This window comes from Bacillus sp. XT-2 (assembly GCF_025696525.1).
In the GTDB taxonomy this organism is placed as follows: Bacteria; Bacillota; Bacilli; order Bacillales; family Bacillaceae; genus Bacillus; species Bacillus halotolerans.
This window is the reverse complement of record NZ_JAHVOC010000001.1, coordinates 95,525-111,578: the sequence shown is the minus strand read 5'-3', so window position 1 is coordinate 111,578 and position 16,054 is coordinate 95,525. Positions and strand designations below refer to the sequence as shown.

General features: G+C 45.8%; 17 protein-coding genes. 5 read left to right on the top strand and 12 right to left on the bottom strand.

The genetic code is table 11. The features are described from left to right. Positions 1 to 11: 11 nt before the first annotated feature. Positions 12 to 335, bottom strand: coding sequence for a thioredoxin family protein (locus KXD37_RS00650; RefSeq protein ID WP_010331513.1), 324 nt, complete (start codon positions 333 to 335; stop codon positions 12 to 14). Positions 336 to 374: 39 nt separating this feature from the next. Beyond that, the gene (locus KXD37_RS00645; protein ID WP_125825412.1) at positions 375 to 491 is read right to left on the bottom strand and encodes a hypothetical protein; all 117 of its coding nucleotides are present in this window, start codon (positions 489 to 491) and stop codon (positions 375 to 377) included. A 77-nt stretch (positions 492 to 568) separates the two neighbouring features. Here KXD37_RS00645 and KXD37_RS00640 point away from each other — a divergent pair, with 77 nt between their 5' ends. Beyond that, entirely contained in the window at positions 569 to 1,015 is a 447-nt protein-coding gene (locus KXD37_RS00640) for a YtoQ family protein (protein WP_024122523.1), read from the top strand. Between the two features lie 57 nt (positions 1,016 to 1,072). On the opposite strand, the gene KXD37_RS00635 is transcribed toward KXD37_RS00640, so the two are convergent. Beyond that, entirely contained in the window at positions 1,073 to 2,146 is a 1,074-nt protein-coding gene (locus tag KXD37_RS00635; RefSeq protein WP_024122524.1) for a M42 family metallopeptidase, read from the bottom strand. A 157-nt stretch (positions 2,147 to 2,303) separates the two neighbouring features. Here KXD37_RS00635 and KXD37_RS00630 point away from each other — a divergent pair, with 157 nt between their 5' ends. Next, on the top strand, positions 2,304 to 2,621 hold the full coding sequence (locus KXD37_RS00630) for a PepSY domain-containing protein (RefSeq protein ID WP_010331516.1): 318 nt from the start codon (positions 2,304 to 2,306) through the stop codon (positions 2,619 to 2,621). 54 nt (positions 2,622 to 2,675) lie between these two features. On the opposite strand, the gene KXD37_RS00625 is transcribed toward KXD37_RS00630, so the two are convergent. The 3 genes from KXD37_RS00625 to trmB form a co-directional block, all read right to left on the bottom strand. Continuing rightward, on the bottom strand, positions 2,676 to 4,376 hold the full coding sequence (locus KXD37_RS00625; RefSeq protein WP_101863508.1) for an NAD-dependent malic enzyme: 1,701 nt from the start codon (positions 4,374 to 4,376) through the stop codon (positions 2,676 to 2,678). A gap of 82 nt (positions 4,377 to 4,458) precedes the next feature. After that, complete coding sequence (locus tag KXD37_RS00620) at positions 4,459 to 5,304, bottom strand: YtnP family quorum-quenching lactonase (RefSeq protein WP_263463117.1); 846 nt, start codon at positions 5,302 to 5,304, stop codon at positions 4,459 to 4,461. 70 nt (positions 5,305 to 5,374) lie between these two features. After that, positions 5,375 to 6,016 (bottom strand): tRNA (guanosine(46)-N7)-methyltransferase TrmB, encoded by a 642-nt coding sequence (gene trmB / locus KXD37_RS00615; protein WP_038954257.1) that lies wholly within the window; start codon positions 6,014 to 6,016, stop codon positions 5,375 to 5,377. A 208-nt stretch (positions 6,017 to 6,224) separates the two neighbouring features. On the opposite strand from trmB, the gene KXD37_RS00610 reads away from it, so the two are divergent. Next, positions 6,225 to 6,503 (top strand): YtzH-like family protein, encoded by a 279-nt coding sequence (locus tag KXD37_RS00610; protein WP_024122528.1) that lies wholly within the window; start codon positions 6,225 to 6,227, stop codon positions 6,501 to 6,503. A gap of 3 nt (positions 6,504 to 6,506) precedes the next feature. On the opposite strand, the gene KXD37_RS00605 is transcribed toward KXD37_RS00610, so the two are convergent. The 5 genes from KXD37_RS00605 to thpR form a co-directional block, all read right to left on the bottom strand. Next, positions 6,507 to 7,301, bottom strand: coding sequence for a phosphotransferase family protein (locus KXD37_RS00605; RefSeq protein ID WP_038954258.1), 795 nt, complete (start codon positions 7,299 to 7,301; stop codon positions 6,507 to 6,509). A gap of 181 nt (positions 7,302 to 7,482) precedes the next feature. Further along, entirely contained in the window at positions 7,483 to 9,639 is a 2,157-nt protein-coding gene (gene pulA, locus KXD37_RS00600) for a type I pullulanase (protein ID WP_263463107.1), read from the bottom strand. 25 nt (positions 9,640 to 9,664) lie between these two features. Further along, the gene (locus KXD37_RS00595) at positions 9,665 to 10,594 is read right to left on the bottom strand and encodes a YegS/Rv2252/BmrU family lipid kinase (RefSeq protein ID WP_188323221.1); all 930 of its coding nucleotides are present in this window, start codon (positions 10,592 to 10,594) and stop codon (positions 9,665 to 9,667) included. 48 nt (positions 10,595 to 10,642) lie between these two features. Further along, entirely contained in the window at positions 10,643 to 11,557 is a 915-nt protein-coding gene (locus tag KXD37_RS00590; protein ID WP_151174451.1) for a hypothetical protein, read from the bottom strand. Positions 11,558 to 11,580: 23 nt separating this feature from the next. Further along, a complete protein-coding gene (gene thpR, locus KXD37_RS00585; protein WP_024122533.1) occupies positions 11,581 to 12,132 on the bottom strand; it encodes an RNA 2',3'-cyclic phosphodiesterase in 552 nt (183 codons plus the stop codon). Positions 12,133 to 12,280: 148 nt separating this feature from the next. Between thpR and cysK the strand changes: the two genes are divergently transcribed. Continuing rightward, the gene (gene cysK, locus KXD37_RS00580; RefSeq protein WP_029441392.1) at positions 12,281 to 13,216 is read left to right on the top strand and encodes a cysteine synthase A; all 936 of its coding nucleotides are present in this window, start codon (positions 12,281 to 12,283) and stop codon (positions 13,214 to 13,216) included. Positions 13,217 to 13,249: 33 nt separating this feature from the next. Here cysK and pepV read toward each other — a convergent pair whose 3' ends face one another. After that, a complete protein-coding gene (gene pepV / locus KXD37_RS00575; protein WP_151174452.1) occupies positions 13,250 to 14,641 on the bottom strand; it encodes a dipeptidase PepV in 1,392 nt (463 codons plus the stop codon). A gap of 96 nt (positions 14,642 to 14,737) precedes the next feature. On the opposite strand from pepV, the gene pbuO reads away from it, so the two are divergent. Next, positions 14,738 to 16,036, top strand: coding sequence for a hypoxanthine/guanine permease PbuO (gene pbuO, locus KXD37_RS00570; protein ID WP_095714540.1), 1,299 nt, complete (start codon positions 14,738 to 14,740; stop codon positions 16,034 to 16,036). Positions 16,037 to 16,054 lie beyond the last annotated feature (18 nt).

Genomic DNA, 16,054 nt, shown 5'->3' with positions numbered 1-16,054 from the left:
GATATCCTCCTTTACGCTTTTGCGAGAGAGTCAGTTAAAAACTGTTCAATTTCTTCTTTTGTTTTGCGGTCTTTGCTCACAAAACGATTCACTTCTTTTCCTTCATTAAACACAACAAAGCTTGGAATGCCGTAAATCTCCCACTCCGCGCATGTATCAATAAATTTGTCGCGGTCTACATAGTAGTAAGTGAATTCAGGAAAGTCTGCTTCCAATTCCGGAAGAAAAGGCTCTACAAAACGGCAGTCCGGGCACCAGTCAGCAGAAAACATAAATACTGCCCAATCATCCTTTACCGCTTTTTCCAGCTCTTGCGTTGTTTCGATTTTTTTCATCAAATATCCCTCCAGTTGTTTATGTTCTTACATGTTAGTTTATCGATACTCGTCCATTTGGATCATACCAAACTGCTTGCGGCAAAACCACTTATATGCAACGAATGAATATGTAAGATAAGCTTTCCCATTATCATTATCATATTTTATTTGCATTATCAAGCACGTTTCGTTTAACATCTTTTACATGAGGGTAAAATTGACAAATGGTCATACATAAGGAGGGATCCAGTTTGGAGTTTATCGTCTATTTAGCCGGAGAAATCCACAGCAATTGGCGGGAGGAAATAAAGGAGAAAACGAAGTCACTGAAGCTGCCGATTACGTTTGTCGGCCCGATGGAGCATCACGACCGTTCAGACAATATCGGAGAAGAAATCATGGGCGCTCAGCCAAACGCAGTCTATAAGGACGACAAGGCTTCTGATATCAATAACTTCAGAACTGCCGTCTTGATGAATAAAGCCGACTTTGTAATCGCCTTGTTTGGCGAAAAGTATAAACAATGGAACACAGCAATGGATGCTTCCTATGCCATCGCAAAAGGCAAACCCCTGATCATCATTCGTCCTGAATCGCTACACCACCCATTAAAAGAGCTTTCAAACAAAGCGAATATGACTGTTGAAACGGTGAACCAAGCCATTAAAGCACTTTCCTATGTATTTGAAACAAAATAAGAAAAAAGCTTGTCGACATGGCTTACAGCCTTGCTCAACAAGCTTTTTCTCCAGGTTTTACATATTTTCTTTAATTGCTTCAACTGTCTGCTTGTCACAGGCAGTTACGAGCTTTATCAGCATTTCTTTAGCCGCAGCGTAATCATCAATATGGATAATAGACGCATTTGTATGAATGTAGCGGGAGCAGATCCCGATAACTGCTGACGGAACGCCGCTGTTTGAAATATGCACTCTGCCTGCATCTGTTCCGCCGCCCGAAACAAAGTATTGATATGGAATCTGATGTGTTTCAGCCATATCCAGAACAAATTCTCTCATTCCGCGGTGCATGACTGTTGTTCTGTCAAGAATGCGGAGCAAAAAGCCCTTTCCAAGCTGCCCAAACTGCTGTTTATCGCCGCTCATGTCGTTTGCCGGACTGGCGTCAAGCGCGAAGAACAAATCCGGTTTGATCATATGAGACGCTGTCTGTGCGCCTCTTAAGCCGACTTCTTCCTGAACGGTTGCGCCAGCGTAAAGCGTATTCGGCAGTTCTTTACCTTGCAATTCCTTCAGCAATTCAATGCTCAATCCGCAGCCGTACCGGTTATCCCACGCTTTTGATAATATTTTCTTTTCATTCGCCATAATGGTAAACGGGCATACAGGGACAATTTGCTGGCCCGGTTTAATACCGATTTTGATAGCGTCTTCCTTATCATCCGCTCCGATATCAATCATCATGTTTTTGATATCCATCGGACGGTTTCGCTGAGCATCTGTTAACAGATGCGGCGGTATGCTTGAAATAACTCCCGGAACCGGGCCGTTATCTGTTTGAATTTCCACTCTTTGTGCCAGCAGCACCTGACTCCACCAGCCGCCGAGCGTTTGGAACCTCAGTAATCCGTTATCTGTAATGGATGTCACCATAAATCCGACTTCATCCATATGTCCAGCCACCATGATTTTCGGCGCGTCCTCTCCGCCTTTTCTGACTCCGAAAACACTTCCCAGTCTGTCCTGAACGATATCATCGGCATATTTGGCAAGCTCCTGCTTCATAAACGCACGGACCTGATGCTCATTGCCCGGCGCTCCGGGAAGCTGCGTCAGTGTTTGGAAAAGCGCTTTCGTTTCTTGATTCATGTTTTCCCCTCATTTCTATGTAGTTCTTTTATTTTATTAGAAAAAATTCTGTTTTCCAAGCACTCTGATTGAATCTGCTCAATGAGCCGCGTATCGCTTAACAGGATTTGGCGGTTTCTGTATAATGGAAGTATGATCAATCAGGAGGTGCTTTATTTTGAAATTGCGTCATCTTCTTTTAGGAGCAGGACTTGGAATTTGTACGGCTGTTGTTGTGAAGCAATATGTGATGAAGCCTTATATTTCTTCAGAAAGAGCGCTTCGTATCGTAAAATCCGCTTTTAAACAGCGGGGGCCGATTGATGGATCATGGATCTACACCCAGCCGGAGCCCTACAATGTGAATGGAGAAACCGTGCAGGTGTACAAGACCGGTGTTACACGGTCAGCTTTCGGAGAACTAGAGCAATATGAAGTGATGGTGGATGCGAAAACGGGGAGAATTGTAGATGTCATCGATACAATCGCGTCTTAACACCGGACAAGCGTAAAATAGGAGCCGCTGCCCATGCAGCGGCTCTTTTTTATATTATATCGCGCGAATTGGTTTGTATACCGGATACCACATCGCGTCCTGCACAGCCTGAATGATATCCTCAGGCTCTTCAGTGGCCACGCCTTCCTTAATAGCGGTTTTAGCGACTTCAACTGCAACCGTTGCCGATACAGTCCGTAAATCCTCCACCTTCGGAAGCATCGGCGCGCCAGGCATGCCGACATTGACCATACTTGCGATCGCGCGGGCACATGCTTCAAACATGCCATCGGTGATTAATTTTGATTTGGTGACAATCGTTCCAAGCCCGAGACCAGGGAAAACAAGCGCGTTGTTTGCTTGGCCAATATGGTACGTTACACCGTTATATTCCACTGGCGGGAACGGGCTTCCTGTCGTAATCAGCGCACGGCCTTCCGTCCATTCAATTAAATCTTGCGGTTTTGCTTCAGAAAGAGTCGTCGGATTCGACATCGGCAAAATCGCCGGACGTTTTACGTGTGACGCCATTTCTTTTACAATTTCTTCAGTAAAGGCACCGGAAACCGTAGATGTTCCGATCAGGATCGTCGGTTTCGCCTGCCGGACCACTTCAAGGAGATCAATGCCCCCTCCTTCTCCGTTACGCTGATAATCCTTCACTTCATCAGCCGAACGGGCATAAGGCTTTTGGAAATCGAGAAGCTGATCCATATCATCTGTTAACAGCCCGTTTCGGTCTATGCACCAGAATCGCTGGTATGATTCTTCCTCACTCAGCCCCTCGCGCACTAATGCTTCCCGCAGCTGTTCAGCAATTCCGATTCCTGCCGTCCCCGCTCCGAATATCACGACTCTGTGATCCTTCAGCGGGACTTTTGATGCTTTTGCACAGGATAAAACTGCCGCCAGTGAAACAGCGCCTGTGCCTTGTATATCATCATTAAACGTACATATTTTATCTTTATAGCGTTTCAAGATGCTGCGTGCATTTTTCGCTCCGAAATCCTCCCAGTGGAGCAATGCATTCGGGAATGTCTCTCTTGCAAGTGAGACATATTCATCAATAAATTGGTCATAGCGTTCACCGCGCACTCTGGAATGCTGATTGCCGACATAAAGCGGATCGTTCAAGAGGCTCTCTTGATTTGTGCCCGCATCCAAAACGACAGCCAGCACTCTGCTCGGATCAATTCCGGCAGCGGCCGTGTATACCGCAAGCTTGCCAATTGATATTGCGATACCGCCGACTCCCCAGTCTCCGATTCCTAAAATCCCTTCAGCATCGGTTGCGACAATTAAATCGATGGCATCACTTTTGTCTTTAAACTGTTTAAAGGCCTCTCTCATGCCTTCCGGGTCATCGATGGACAGATAGAGCCCTCTCGGCTTCCTGTATTCATGGCTGTATCTCTGAATGGCCGTACCTACTGTCGGCGTGTATACAATCGGGAGCATTTCCCCTAAGTGGTCATTTAACAAACGGTAAAACAGCGTTTCATTTCGATCGTGCAGCGCTGTCAAATAAACGTTTTTACTTAAATCATCAGGCTGTGAGGAAAACTGTTCGTACGCTCTTTTGGCCTGTTCATCAATGGTCAATACCTTCGGCGGCAAAAAGCCATTCAATCCGAGCGCTTTTCTTTCCTCTGTTGTAAAAGCTACTCCTTTGTTCAAAAAAGGAACAGAGAGTACTTCAAGGCCTCTTAATGTTGTCTGAATTTCTCCTTCGTTCGTTACTTCAAATTGTTTCACCCTGCCTCTTCCTTTCTGAGCATAATTAGTACTAGGTTTGCTTTATTAGCCGGAAATCATGCAGGGTAAACATGAAAATATGCTATTGTTTCTTTCGTTTGAGTGATTCTGTCATTCTTTCGTCCCCGTCCCATTTTAGTGCGCGATATACGGCATCATGATAAAAAATAAACCATGCGTCTTTTTCCGCTGCATACGCCTGCCACTTTTGCTTTTGCGGTATAGAGGTCATCGGATAATCATCATAAGCCAGCACCCATAATGGATTGCGGTGGGCGTGTGTCGGCATCAAATCCGCCATATGTACCGCGGTTTCACCCGCATCCTCACATACAAGAACACAGTGGCCGGCACTGTGGCCCCCGGTATGATGCAGTGTAACCCCCCCTGTTATCGTGCAAGTGTCTTCAAAGGTCTTCACTTGGCCGGCAACCGCCTCCCAGTTTTCTTTCCAGTAGGTATTTTTCGATCTGATATTCGGATGGCGCATTTCATTCCATTCAACAGATGAAGTATAAATAACGGCATTTGGAAAAACTGGCACCAGTTTATCTCCTTCGTATTCCGTCAATCCGCACGCATGGTCAAAATGAAGGTGTGTCATGGCGATCACGTGGATATCTTCAACCGTTAACCCGAGCGCTGCTAATGATGTTTTCACATTGGATTCTTGGGTCACACCGTAGTTTCTTTTTTGTTTCTCAGTCAGCTTTCCGGACCCGATACCGGCATCGACGATCACGTTCAGCCCGTCTTTTTGAATAAGAATTGGATCTGTCCTTAGTTCAATCTGGTTTTTTTCATTGACTGGGTATTTTTTTGACCATAACGGCTTTGGAACAACACCGAACATGGCTCCTCCGTCCATGTGAGTCACCCCTCCGTCAAGCCAGGTTAACGTCGTGTTTCCAATTTTCATCGTTTCCATTTTCATCCCCCCTGTCATCATCGTAGCAAACAGCGCATAAAAAAAACAGACTCCTGTGTCAGAGTCTGTTTTACGCTCTCCATTCAACTTCAGCCCGATAGATCGGCTGGCCGAGTGCTGAGAATTTTTCTTCATATTCTGTCATGATGTTATCTTCCATATCGCTGTTATGCAGATCAAGACTGACATATGTCAGCAGCAGACCGTATTCCGAGAAGCTTTTCAGCGAGTACTCAAACAGGCCGCGGTTGTCTGTTTTAAAATGAATCGCTCCGCCTTTCCCCATCACTTCTTCATATTTCTTGAGAAAATGGGAATACGTCAGACGGCGTTTTTCGTGGCGGTTTTTCGGCCAAGGATCTGAAAAGTTCAAGTACACCCGTTTGACTTCACCCGGCTCAAACACGTCTGTCAGCGTGTCCGCGTCTATATTCAAAAGCTTTACATTCGGCACTTCGCTATCCTTTACTTTCTGGACAGCTGTCACAATTACGCTTTTAAATAACTCAATACCAATATAATTAATGTCAGGATTTTGTTTGGCCATCCCGGAAATAAATTGCCCTTTTCCTGTACCGACCTCGATATGGATCGGATTGCTGTTGCCAAACACTGTATTCCATTTCCCTTTATAATCAGCAGGATTGCTGATGGCAATATCTGCGTTTTCAGCCAAAAAGTCATCAGCCCAAGGCTTGTGGCGCATTCTCATATGATTGACACCTCTATCTATTATTTCGACTAACAACATACCATGAATTAAAAAGACCCGCAAGCTTGTTTTTGAAGGTGTGCCTTTTTAGAGCAGATCACATAAAAAAAGAGGTTCCCATCTGTCGGAACACTCGTGTCTCATGCATAAAACCATACTGTTTTGAACAATTTAACCCGTAAGATACTGAAGGGATGTGTACCGTTTTATGGGTTTAAATTACGAGAATCAAGTTGATCTATTGAAGGACATTTTGACTGACCATCAATTAGACTGCTGCGGAACCGTCGCAGAGTACGAACAGCTTGAACGTGTGATTAAATCGCTGATGGCAAACACCGAGCTCGATTCACACTTAAAAAACGTGCTGGAAGATGTGTACCGATACAGCCAATCAGGAATATCATCCAAATCTATCGACTCACACATACAAGAGCATCAGAGCAGCTTGTCTCAATGGGTAGAGGAAATGGATTCGTATTCCTGATTATTAAACAATTCGCTTCATCAGCATATGCAGTTCTTCCATTGCATCATGGAATTCTTTATCGTTTCCTTTGGATTTATGCCAGGCAATGAAAGTGATTGTTTCAGATAGCACATACCATGCCATTCTTAACCGAAGGCCGTCCGTTAACTCAATACCGTACATGCCCAGCCAGCTCTCCCAAGCTGGCTTTTCGACGTAGTGGTACAGCAATGGCCCCAGATCCATCGCCGGATCAGCGATCATGGCGCCGTCCCAGTCAATTAAATACAGCTGGTTGTCTTCAGACAATAACCAGTTATTATGATTGACATCACAATGGCAAACGACTTTCTCACCGAAATGCACCTCATGCAGATGATCCTCTAAATACTTAATCCCTTCTTGAATCAGCGGCGAAGATTGCTGCACAGCAAATACAGCCTGTTTAAGCTGAGACAGCAGAGTCCCTGGATTCAGCGGTTCCTTTCCAAGTCTCTTCAGCATGTCCAGCAAGGCTTTTGATGTGTGTATTTTACGAAGCAATTCAGCAACGGACCGTCCGCTCATGTCTTTCGGCTTCAGCTCTCTGCCGGTCATCCAGTGCTGGGCCGTTATGACGTCCCCATTCTCCATCCGTTTTGTCCAAACCAGCTTAGGAACAATGCCTTCGGCGGATAAAACAGCTAAAAAAGGTGAGCTATTACGTTTTAAAAAAAGCTGCTGCCCGTTATGTTTCGCATAATATGCATCTCCTGTAGCTCCTCCGGCGGGGAAGATCTCCCAATCGCTACCTAGTAATTGTCCCAACCAGTTCATATCAATGTTCAACCCATCATTTCTTAAAATATTTTAGAATAAAGGCCTATTCGTCTTCAGTCTATCCAGCGAATGCCTTTTTCGTACGAATCGTATGAAAAATAAAAAAGACAGCTATTGAGAGTCTCATATGCTAATCAATAGCCGTCTTTTAAATTTTAGCGCTATAGCACAAACTTCGTCAAGCAAAACTCGTAAGATCTCGTGCTAAATATAAGATAACCGTTCCGATGCCGTTTACAGCAACCGCTTTCTTGATTTCTCCAGGCTCAGCACGAAACCCGTCAGTATCACATAGAAGGCGGTAAGCCTTATCTTTCGGCAGCTGCCATGTAACAGAATCGGGGCTGGCATGATGGATGACAATGATTTCTTTCCATTCGTCGATTGCGCCGAGGTTAAACAGCCGGTATACAATAAGGTGCTCTTTGAGAGCCAGACATTCAAGGCAGCGCTGAATATCGGCTGATGACGTAAGCCGGAATGCCGGATGCGCTTTTCTGAGCGAAATCAGCCTGCAGACATAGTCAACATCCTGCTTGAATGTTTCACGCCGCGACCAGTCCAGCTGGTTGATGCTGTCACTGGATTGATAGCTGTTTTCCACCCCCTGCTTCGTCCGGAAAAATTCCTGTCCGCTGTGAATAAACGGCACTCCCTGGGCCAGCAGAATGATTGCAGACGCCAGCTTTTGCCTGCTTCTTTTTCGGCTCTCACTTTCTTGAGGAAGCGCGAGGCTCATTTTATCCCAAAAAGTGTGGTTGTCATGCGACTCGACATAATTGATGGACTGGCTCGGCGCAGACACAAGCGGGTCTGTCTCTTTCCCCCCGGAAGATCCGGCGATCCCGCGCATGACTGTTTCCGTTTGTTCGCCGTTCCCAAGAGCAAAACCCGCCGCCGCGATATGAAAGGTATTCCCTTTAACAGCGTCACGAAACGAATCATTAAAAAAACCGACGCCCGGCATTTTCGATGCATTCGCCAATGTCGCTTTCTGTTCAGGCGGCAGCGGTGTTGCCAAATCCCAGCCTTCCCCAAAGAGAAGGATTCCGGGCTTTACCTCAGATGCTTTTTCTTTCATATGAAGAACCGTTTCAATATCTAAAATGCCGAGCAGATCAAAGCGGAAGCCGTCGACATCGTATTCCTTCAGCCAATATATAACGCAATCCGTAATGAATTTCCTTGCCATCCGCCTTTCTGAGGCGATGTCATTCCCTACGCCGGTGCCATTCGAAGGCATTCCGAATTGATCATGCCGGAAGAAATAACCGGGCACCGTTTTTTCAAAGGGCGAGTGCTCTCTTTGGTATACATGGTTATAAACAACATCCAGAATGACACGCAGGCCATGCTGATGCAGGATGTGAATCATTTGTTTTACTTCTGTGTTTCTTGTTTGAGGGTCGTGAGGATTGGAGGCATAGCTTCCCTCCGGGGCGAAAAAATGAAGCGGATTATAGCCCCAATTGTAGGCGGCAAGCGGGTTTTCTTCATCAACTCCGGCATAATCGTTTAGCGGCAAAAGCTCTATATGCGTAACGCCAAGCTCTTTTAAATAAGAAAGCCCTGTAGAACTGCCATTTTTCGTTTTGGTGTCCGTTTCAGCAAGCGCCGCATATTTCCCCTTGTTCTTCATACCGCTGTTTTCATGAATGGAGAAGTCTCGGATGTGCATCTCATAAATAATGGCTTCAACGGGGTCTGAAAATGGTGTAAGCGAAGGAGCCGAATTTGCTTGATCAGGGCGCAGCACGACACCCTTCTCTCCGTTGACCGTCACAGCTTTTGCATACGGATCAACCGTTTCTGTCCATTCTAAATTGTTGCAAATCCGGTACACATACTCATAACCGTGCAGATCTCCAGCCACTGTAACGGCGTATACTCCATTTTCCATTCTTGTCATTTGAAGCGTGTAACCGCTTTTTTCGGGATGTGACAGCTTGACGGCAGCTGACGTCGCAGCAGGCGCCCATACCTTAAATTCAGTATAATCCGAAGCGTAAACAGCTCCGAGCTCTCCGTCATAATAAAATGCAGCATCAAACGCATCCGTCCTGACAACCGCCCCGATTTGGAGATCCGTTTTTCCGCCGCCAGATGCTTTGACATGATGCGTTTTTCCGAAAGCCACCGGCTGTTCAGCTACACATACATACTTGTATTTCCCTTCTATTTGCCATTCCTGACTGACTGTCAGAGGAATTTCCGCTGTATCTGTCTCAAGCTGAAAAGGCGGCGTAAAGGTATCTTTTTGATCAGCAGGAATCAGAACCGTAATGATATTCATTTCATCGGCATACGCTTCAAAGCTGCGTTGGATACTGACCATCAGAATCTCTCTCCTCCAAAAACGTTTATGTTTTGATCCGTAAGGGTGAGGGACTCGATGCCAGACGGAATGGGGTTGTACCCATGATTTCTCCGTCAGCATGGAATGGAATTTTGTCCTTCGTGTAAAACGTAATGTCTTTCGCTTTAAACATCGTCACGCCGTCCATTTTGGTGTGTTTTCCAAATGTCATCAAGCATAAAAACCAATACTTTTTCAAAAACGGCAGATTCTCAACAATGATGATATCAAATGCCTGTTCGCGCGGATTCGCAAGCGGGGCTGCCCTCATGCCGCCTCCATAAAACGGATGATTGGAGACGACCGCAAACCAGACATGATGAAATTCCTGTGTCTCTCCTTCAATTGTACAGGCCAACGAAAACGGCTTAAAGGTAGCCGACGCGTACAAATGGGAAAGCGGATAGACAAGAAAGCGGAGGCGCAGAAAATGGATCGCCCGTTTTAATGGAAATTCCATCGCCTTCTTATTGACATATGCGTCAAAGCCGATTCCGATATGATTCAAAAAATAAAGAACCTGCGATTTATCCTGAAGCAAATTAATGCTTCCTAAATGAAACGTTCGCGTTAACGGACGCTTCAGCTGTCTGATTTCCTGAATCAGATCTATTTTCTTAATGGAGAATCCTCTGGAAAAATCATTGTACGCGCCAGCCGGCACAAAACTCAGTTCGATATCGTCAACATCTTTCAGCCCGTTGACGACTTCGTGCATCGTTCCGTCTCCGCCGATAACGATCAGGCGTTTCAGCTTATGTTCCTGTATTGTTGAAATCTGCCGGGCGAGAACCTCGGCGTGTCCCGGATGTTCAGTTAAAAATGAGCGGTGCTCAATCTTTCGTTTCAGTAATTCCTTTTGTATCGACTTCCAAACACGCAGGCCTTTTCGGTGCCCTGCTGCCGGATTAATAATAAAAAACCATTGGCTCATCTTTCTCACCTGCTTATGTTATGAGAAAACCGCTCAAATCGTTCTGCTTTACTCCAGCCACTCCTGTCTGCGATAGGAGTCTGACAGGCAATAAGACAACAAAGCTTTTGCAGCCTTTAATTGATGATGTTTTATCGGAGCAGTGTTTTTCTTCTGCCTCTCCATCCAATCCGCCAAGCCCCGTTTGTCCACTATTTCCAGACCGTACGGCGGTTCGGGGTAATCAATGTATGACGTTCTGCTCAGGAGTAATTTCGATACTGGAATATCAGCGCCTTTTTCCTTTACGATCTTCGACACCACAGATCCCGTCCGAAACAGACTCAACGCCGGATTTAATACCGATTCAGTCTGAGAGCCTGTTTTCTTCTCCCAAAAACGATGTTTAGATCCTATGTACACACTGTCTTCCTCTGCCTCTATAAAAGAAACGCAAAAAATGTCAAGAGGTGAAATGATCACTATGCTTAATTCTACTGCCGCCTGCTGAATTTTGAGCACAGGCTTATACATAATAAAATAAGAATCAGGAAGCTGCTGGGCCAGAAAACGCAAAATGCGGTCCTGCTTCACCTGGTTTGACAGATTTGACATCTCGGAAAGAGTAGAGCTTGCCCATTTGAGCTGAAATTCATATAAATGTCTTTTATAAAAGGAAGCAAGCGCCATCCTGCTCTTCGGCAGCCTTACGTTCAGATCGTCTTCTTCCTCAAACCATTGGTGTCTCTCTTCTTGTATATCGGCTTCTATCTCTTCTTTTCTTCTTTTCAATGAAAATTTTTTTCGTTTCTGCACCGGTTCCGGCTGTTCAGCACTGGCTTGTCTTTCTTCATGCTGGCGCTCCGCTGCTTCTAATAATGAAATCCAGCGCTCTTTTTTCAGCCGTATAAACTGATTCATATAATGGTACGGATCAAGTTCATATCTCGATATATAATCATGTATTTTGATGATTTGTGCCATTTTGTTTCTCCACTCCGCATGAATTAAGTTAAATAAAATTTGTATTTTTCCTCATATTTTGGTGATTGATTTAAGTGTGTCTGAAAAAGTGAAAATCGTTCAATAGCCGTTGAAACCTCACCGCTTTTAAACGGGACCTGCGCCGGAAATCCCTTTTGGCCTGTCCATTTTCTTGCCAGCGTCATATGGGGATGATACGCTCTCTTTTCCACTTTAAAGCCTGCTTGAAGAACAGCTTGTTTTGTATGCTCCCGCAGTGTTTCGAGCGCCGTATTCTTCTTCGGCTCCAAATGTAACACGCGCGGCTGCCTGCGGTCTCCGAACACATCTATTTTGTCAAACTCAATTGTAAACGGATTGGCATCAACAGCTATCTCGGCAAGCGAGCCTTCAAGCTGCTTGATTTGCGCTTCGTCCGCCGCACCGAGAAAAATTAACGTGATATGGTAGTCAAGCGGGTGCACCCATTTTTGAAACGTGAGCGCCGGCTCGCTTTTCGCAGCCTGGTAAATCGGATTTGCAATTTCCGGCGGAATGGGCACGCCGATGAAATAATGAGGCCGGATATCTGACATCCGTCTGACACTCCCTTCTTTGACTGCTATTATTTTATCAATAAAGAGGCTGCGCGAATAGAGGAACCGCATATGAAAACACTCTCGCGCAACCGTTTATTATGTTAGGATATTATATGACACTTGTTTTATTCAGAAAGGAATGACAATGTTGAAAATCGTTGAAAACACTTCTGATCTTATAGGAGATACACCGCTTGTGAGATTGAATCGGCTTCAGCCGGAAAACGCAGCACAAGTCTATTTAAAACTTGAATTTTTCAATCCAAGCGGCAGTGTGAAAGACAGAGCCGCTTACAATATGATCATAGAAGCAGAACAAAACGGCTTACTCAAGCCTGGCTCAGTTATCATTGAGCCAACCAGCGGAAATACCGGAATCGGACTCGCCATGAATGCGGCGGCCCGCGGCTATAAAGCGATTTTAGTAATGCCGGATACAATGACGAAGGAGCGGATCAACCTCCTCAAAGCCTATGGTGCAGAGGTTGTGTTAACTCCCGGATCGGAAAGAATGCCGGGCAGCATTAAAAAAGCAAAGGAGCTTGCCGAACAAATTCCGAACAGCTTCATTCCGATGCAGTTTGATAATACCGCAAATCCTGACGCGCATCGAAAAACAACTGCTCTGGAAATTGCCCGGGCAATAAAAGAAATCGGAAAACCGCTAGGCGCTTTTGTAGCTTCTTCCGGTACTGGCGGGACCATTACAGGAACCGGCGAAGCGCTAAAAGAACTTTTCCCGGATATTTTGGTTCATGTTGTCGAGCCTGCGGGGTCTCCGGTATTATCAGGCGGAAAACCGGGTGCGCATAAGCTGGTTGGGACAAGCCCAGGCTTCATTCCTCCAGTTTTAAATCAAGATGTATATGATGAAATTATCAAAATCACTGATGAGGATGCTTATACGACAACCAGACGCCTTGCTGCGGAGGAAGGAATTCTCGTCGGGCCTTCTTCAGGCGCTGCCTGCTTCGCGGCGATTGAAGCCGCCAAACGTCTCTCTCCTGATCAAGTCGTTGTCTGTATGACAGCTGATACCGGAGAACGTTATTTATCAACTGATTTATGGTCATTTGTGTAAAAAAAGGACTGGCTTCAGAAGAAGCCGGTCCTTTTATTTTGCAAGTTCGTAGATGGCCTGCGCATATAACGCAGTCGCTCTGAGGAGGTCATCAATTTCAATATATTCGTCCTTTTGATGCGCACTGTCGGGACGTCCGGGGAACAGCGGTCCGAATGCAACGCCGGCCTCCAAAGATCTCGCGTAAGTTCCCCCGCCGATTGAAATTAAATCAGCTTTTTTGCCCAATTGGCCTTCATATACCTTTTGCAGCGTTTTGACTAGCGGATGGTCTGCTGATACATGATGGGGCTTGCTGTCTTTAAATTCTCCAAGCTCAAATTCGCTTGCGCTTTCAAATGCATCGCGGATCATTTTGCTTTCCGCTGTTACAGGATAGCGGATATTGATTCCGAGCTCGCCTCCTTGCCCTTCTGTATAGCGCAGTGTTCCGACATTTAATGTCAGCTCTCCGCTAATGTCATCCTCACAGTCAATATTCAGCTTCTTTCCTCTCGTATCATCTGAAAATTTGTCTGTCACGACTTGAACAAAACGCTGTCCTGCTTCATCCAGCTCAGTCTGGCGCAAAAATTCTGCCAGTTTGATGCCGGCATTCACTCCATTGTTCGGTTCCATCGCATGGCAGGAAAGTCCGTGCATGCGCAATATCAGCTGACCGTTCTCAATCTCAGCTGCACCTTTTTGATCCGTCGCGCGGAGCATGTCTTGAAATGAGGCAAGAACCTCTTCTATATTTGATCCTTCGAGAACGGCTTCCGCAGCGTCTGGCACCATGTTTAAGCGAAGACCTGATGTAAACGAGGCAAGAACTGTTTCTGAAGCGGCTTTATTTGTATGGTGCGGGATGAGCAGTGATGCATCAATAATCCCTTTTTCCGCGTTAATAATCGGGAAGTCAGCATCTGGCGCAAAACCGAGAGTCGGCATTTCTTCGTGCTTGAAATAATGCTCCACACATCTCCAATCACTTTCTTCATCTGTTCCGATAATGATTCTGACACGTTTAGAAAGCGGCAGATTCATGTCTTTGACGATTTTCAGCGCGTAGAACGCCGCCATCGTCGGACCTTTGTCGTCAATGGCGCCCCTTGCATAAATCCGTCCGTTTCGGATGTCCGCTGAAAACGGATCACTTGTCCAGCCGTCTCCGGGCGGTACAACATCAACATGGCAAAGAACGCCGACAATGTCTTCACCCTCGCCCCATTCGATATGACCGGCGAACCCGTCAAGATTTTTTACGGAAAATCCTTCTTTTTCTCCAAGCTCAAGCAAAGAGGTCAAGCTGGCATTTACCCCTTCTCCGAATGGTTTGCCGGGCCCGGCTGTTGTTTCGTCCATTACACTGTTGATTCTCAAGAATTCCTGCGTATCGCGAATCAAATCATCTTTTTTTCTGATCACTTCGACTTCCCAGTTCATAATGATCTCCTTTCTGCAATAAATCACTTGCAAAAACTAAATAAAACGAATAATATTAATGGTGTTTTGTTAAAACGTTCGTAATTGGAGGTTACTATGTTTCATCTAAAAGAGCAGCAAACATCGATTAAACAAGAAATCATAGCTGGATTGACGACCTTTTTTACAATGGTCTATATTGTAGTGGTGAATCCGGTCATTTTAGCGAATGCCGGAGTTCCTTTTGACCAGGTCTTTACCGCAACGATTATCGCCTCCATTGTCGGAACGCTGTGGATGGCCCTGGCTGCAAATTATCCGATTGCCATTGCGCCCGGCATGGGCTTAAACGCTTACTTAGCCTATCACGTTGTAGGCGCAAGCGGCGGCGGCATCACCTACGCAACAGCTTTCAGCGCAGTATTCACAGCAGGGGTTCTCTTCATTATTCTATCGTTAACGCCTTTAAGAAAACAACTGATAGAAGCGATTCCAAACAATTTAAAATACGGCATCACAACAGGGATCGGACTTTTTATTGCGTTTATCGGTTTACGGCAGGCGGGAATTATTACGGCTGATAAATCAAATCTGGTCACACTCGGCAACCTTCATTCGCCAGCGGTTATCTTGACGCTGATCGGCTTATTGATCAGTGTGATCCTGATGGTGCTGAATGTAAGCGGAGCGTTATTTATCGGAATGGCAGCTACCGCTTTGATCGCGTTTTTTACCGGCCAGCTGCATTTTCCTAAAGGCTTTATGTCTTTTCCGCATTTGCCTGAGGGATTGATTATTTCAAATCCGTTCTCCGCTTTTGGCGATGTGATCCATCACGGCCTGTACGCTGTCGTCTTTTCATTTCTGCTGGTAACGATTTTTGATACGACCGGTACGATGATCGGTGTGGCCGAGCAAGCCGGATTGATGAAAAACAACAAGCTCCCGAACGCGCGTAAAGCGCTGCTTGCTGATTCAACGGCGACCACAGTCGGTGCTGTATTCGGAACAAGTCCGACAACCGCGTTTGTCGAGTCTTCAGCTGGCGTCGCAGCCGGGGGAAGAACAGGTCTTACGTCTTTAACTGTCGCGGTATTGTTTGCAGCTTCGATGTTTTTCAGTCCGCTTGTCAGCGCCTTATCCGGCATATCCGCCATCACTTCTCCGGCTTTGATTATTGTCGGCAGCCTGATGATGGGCTCGGTGTCGAATATTAACTGGAAGGAGATGGACGAAGCATTTCCGGCATTTCTCGTTGTTCTGACCATGCCTCTTACATCAAGCATTTCCACAGGAATTGCGCTTGGCTTTATTTCGTATCCGATTGTGAAAGCAGCACGGGGGAAATGGAGAGACATTCATCCTCTCGTCCTCGTATTTGCCGTTCTGTTTTTCATCCAGCTATTTATTCTATAACATACAGAAAACCCAAAC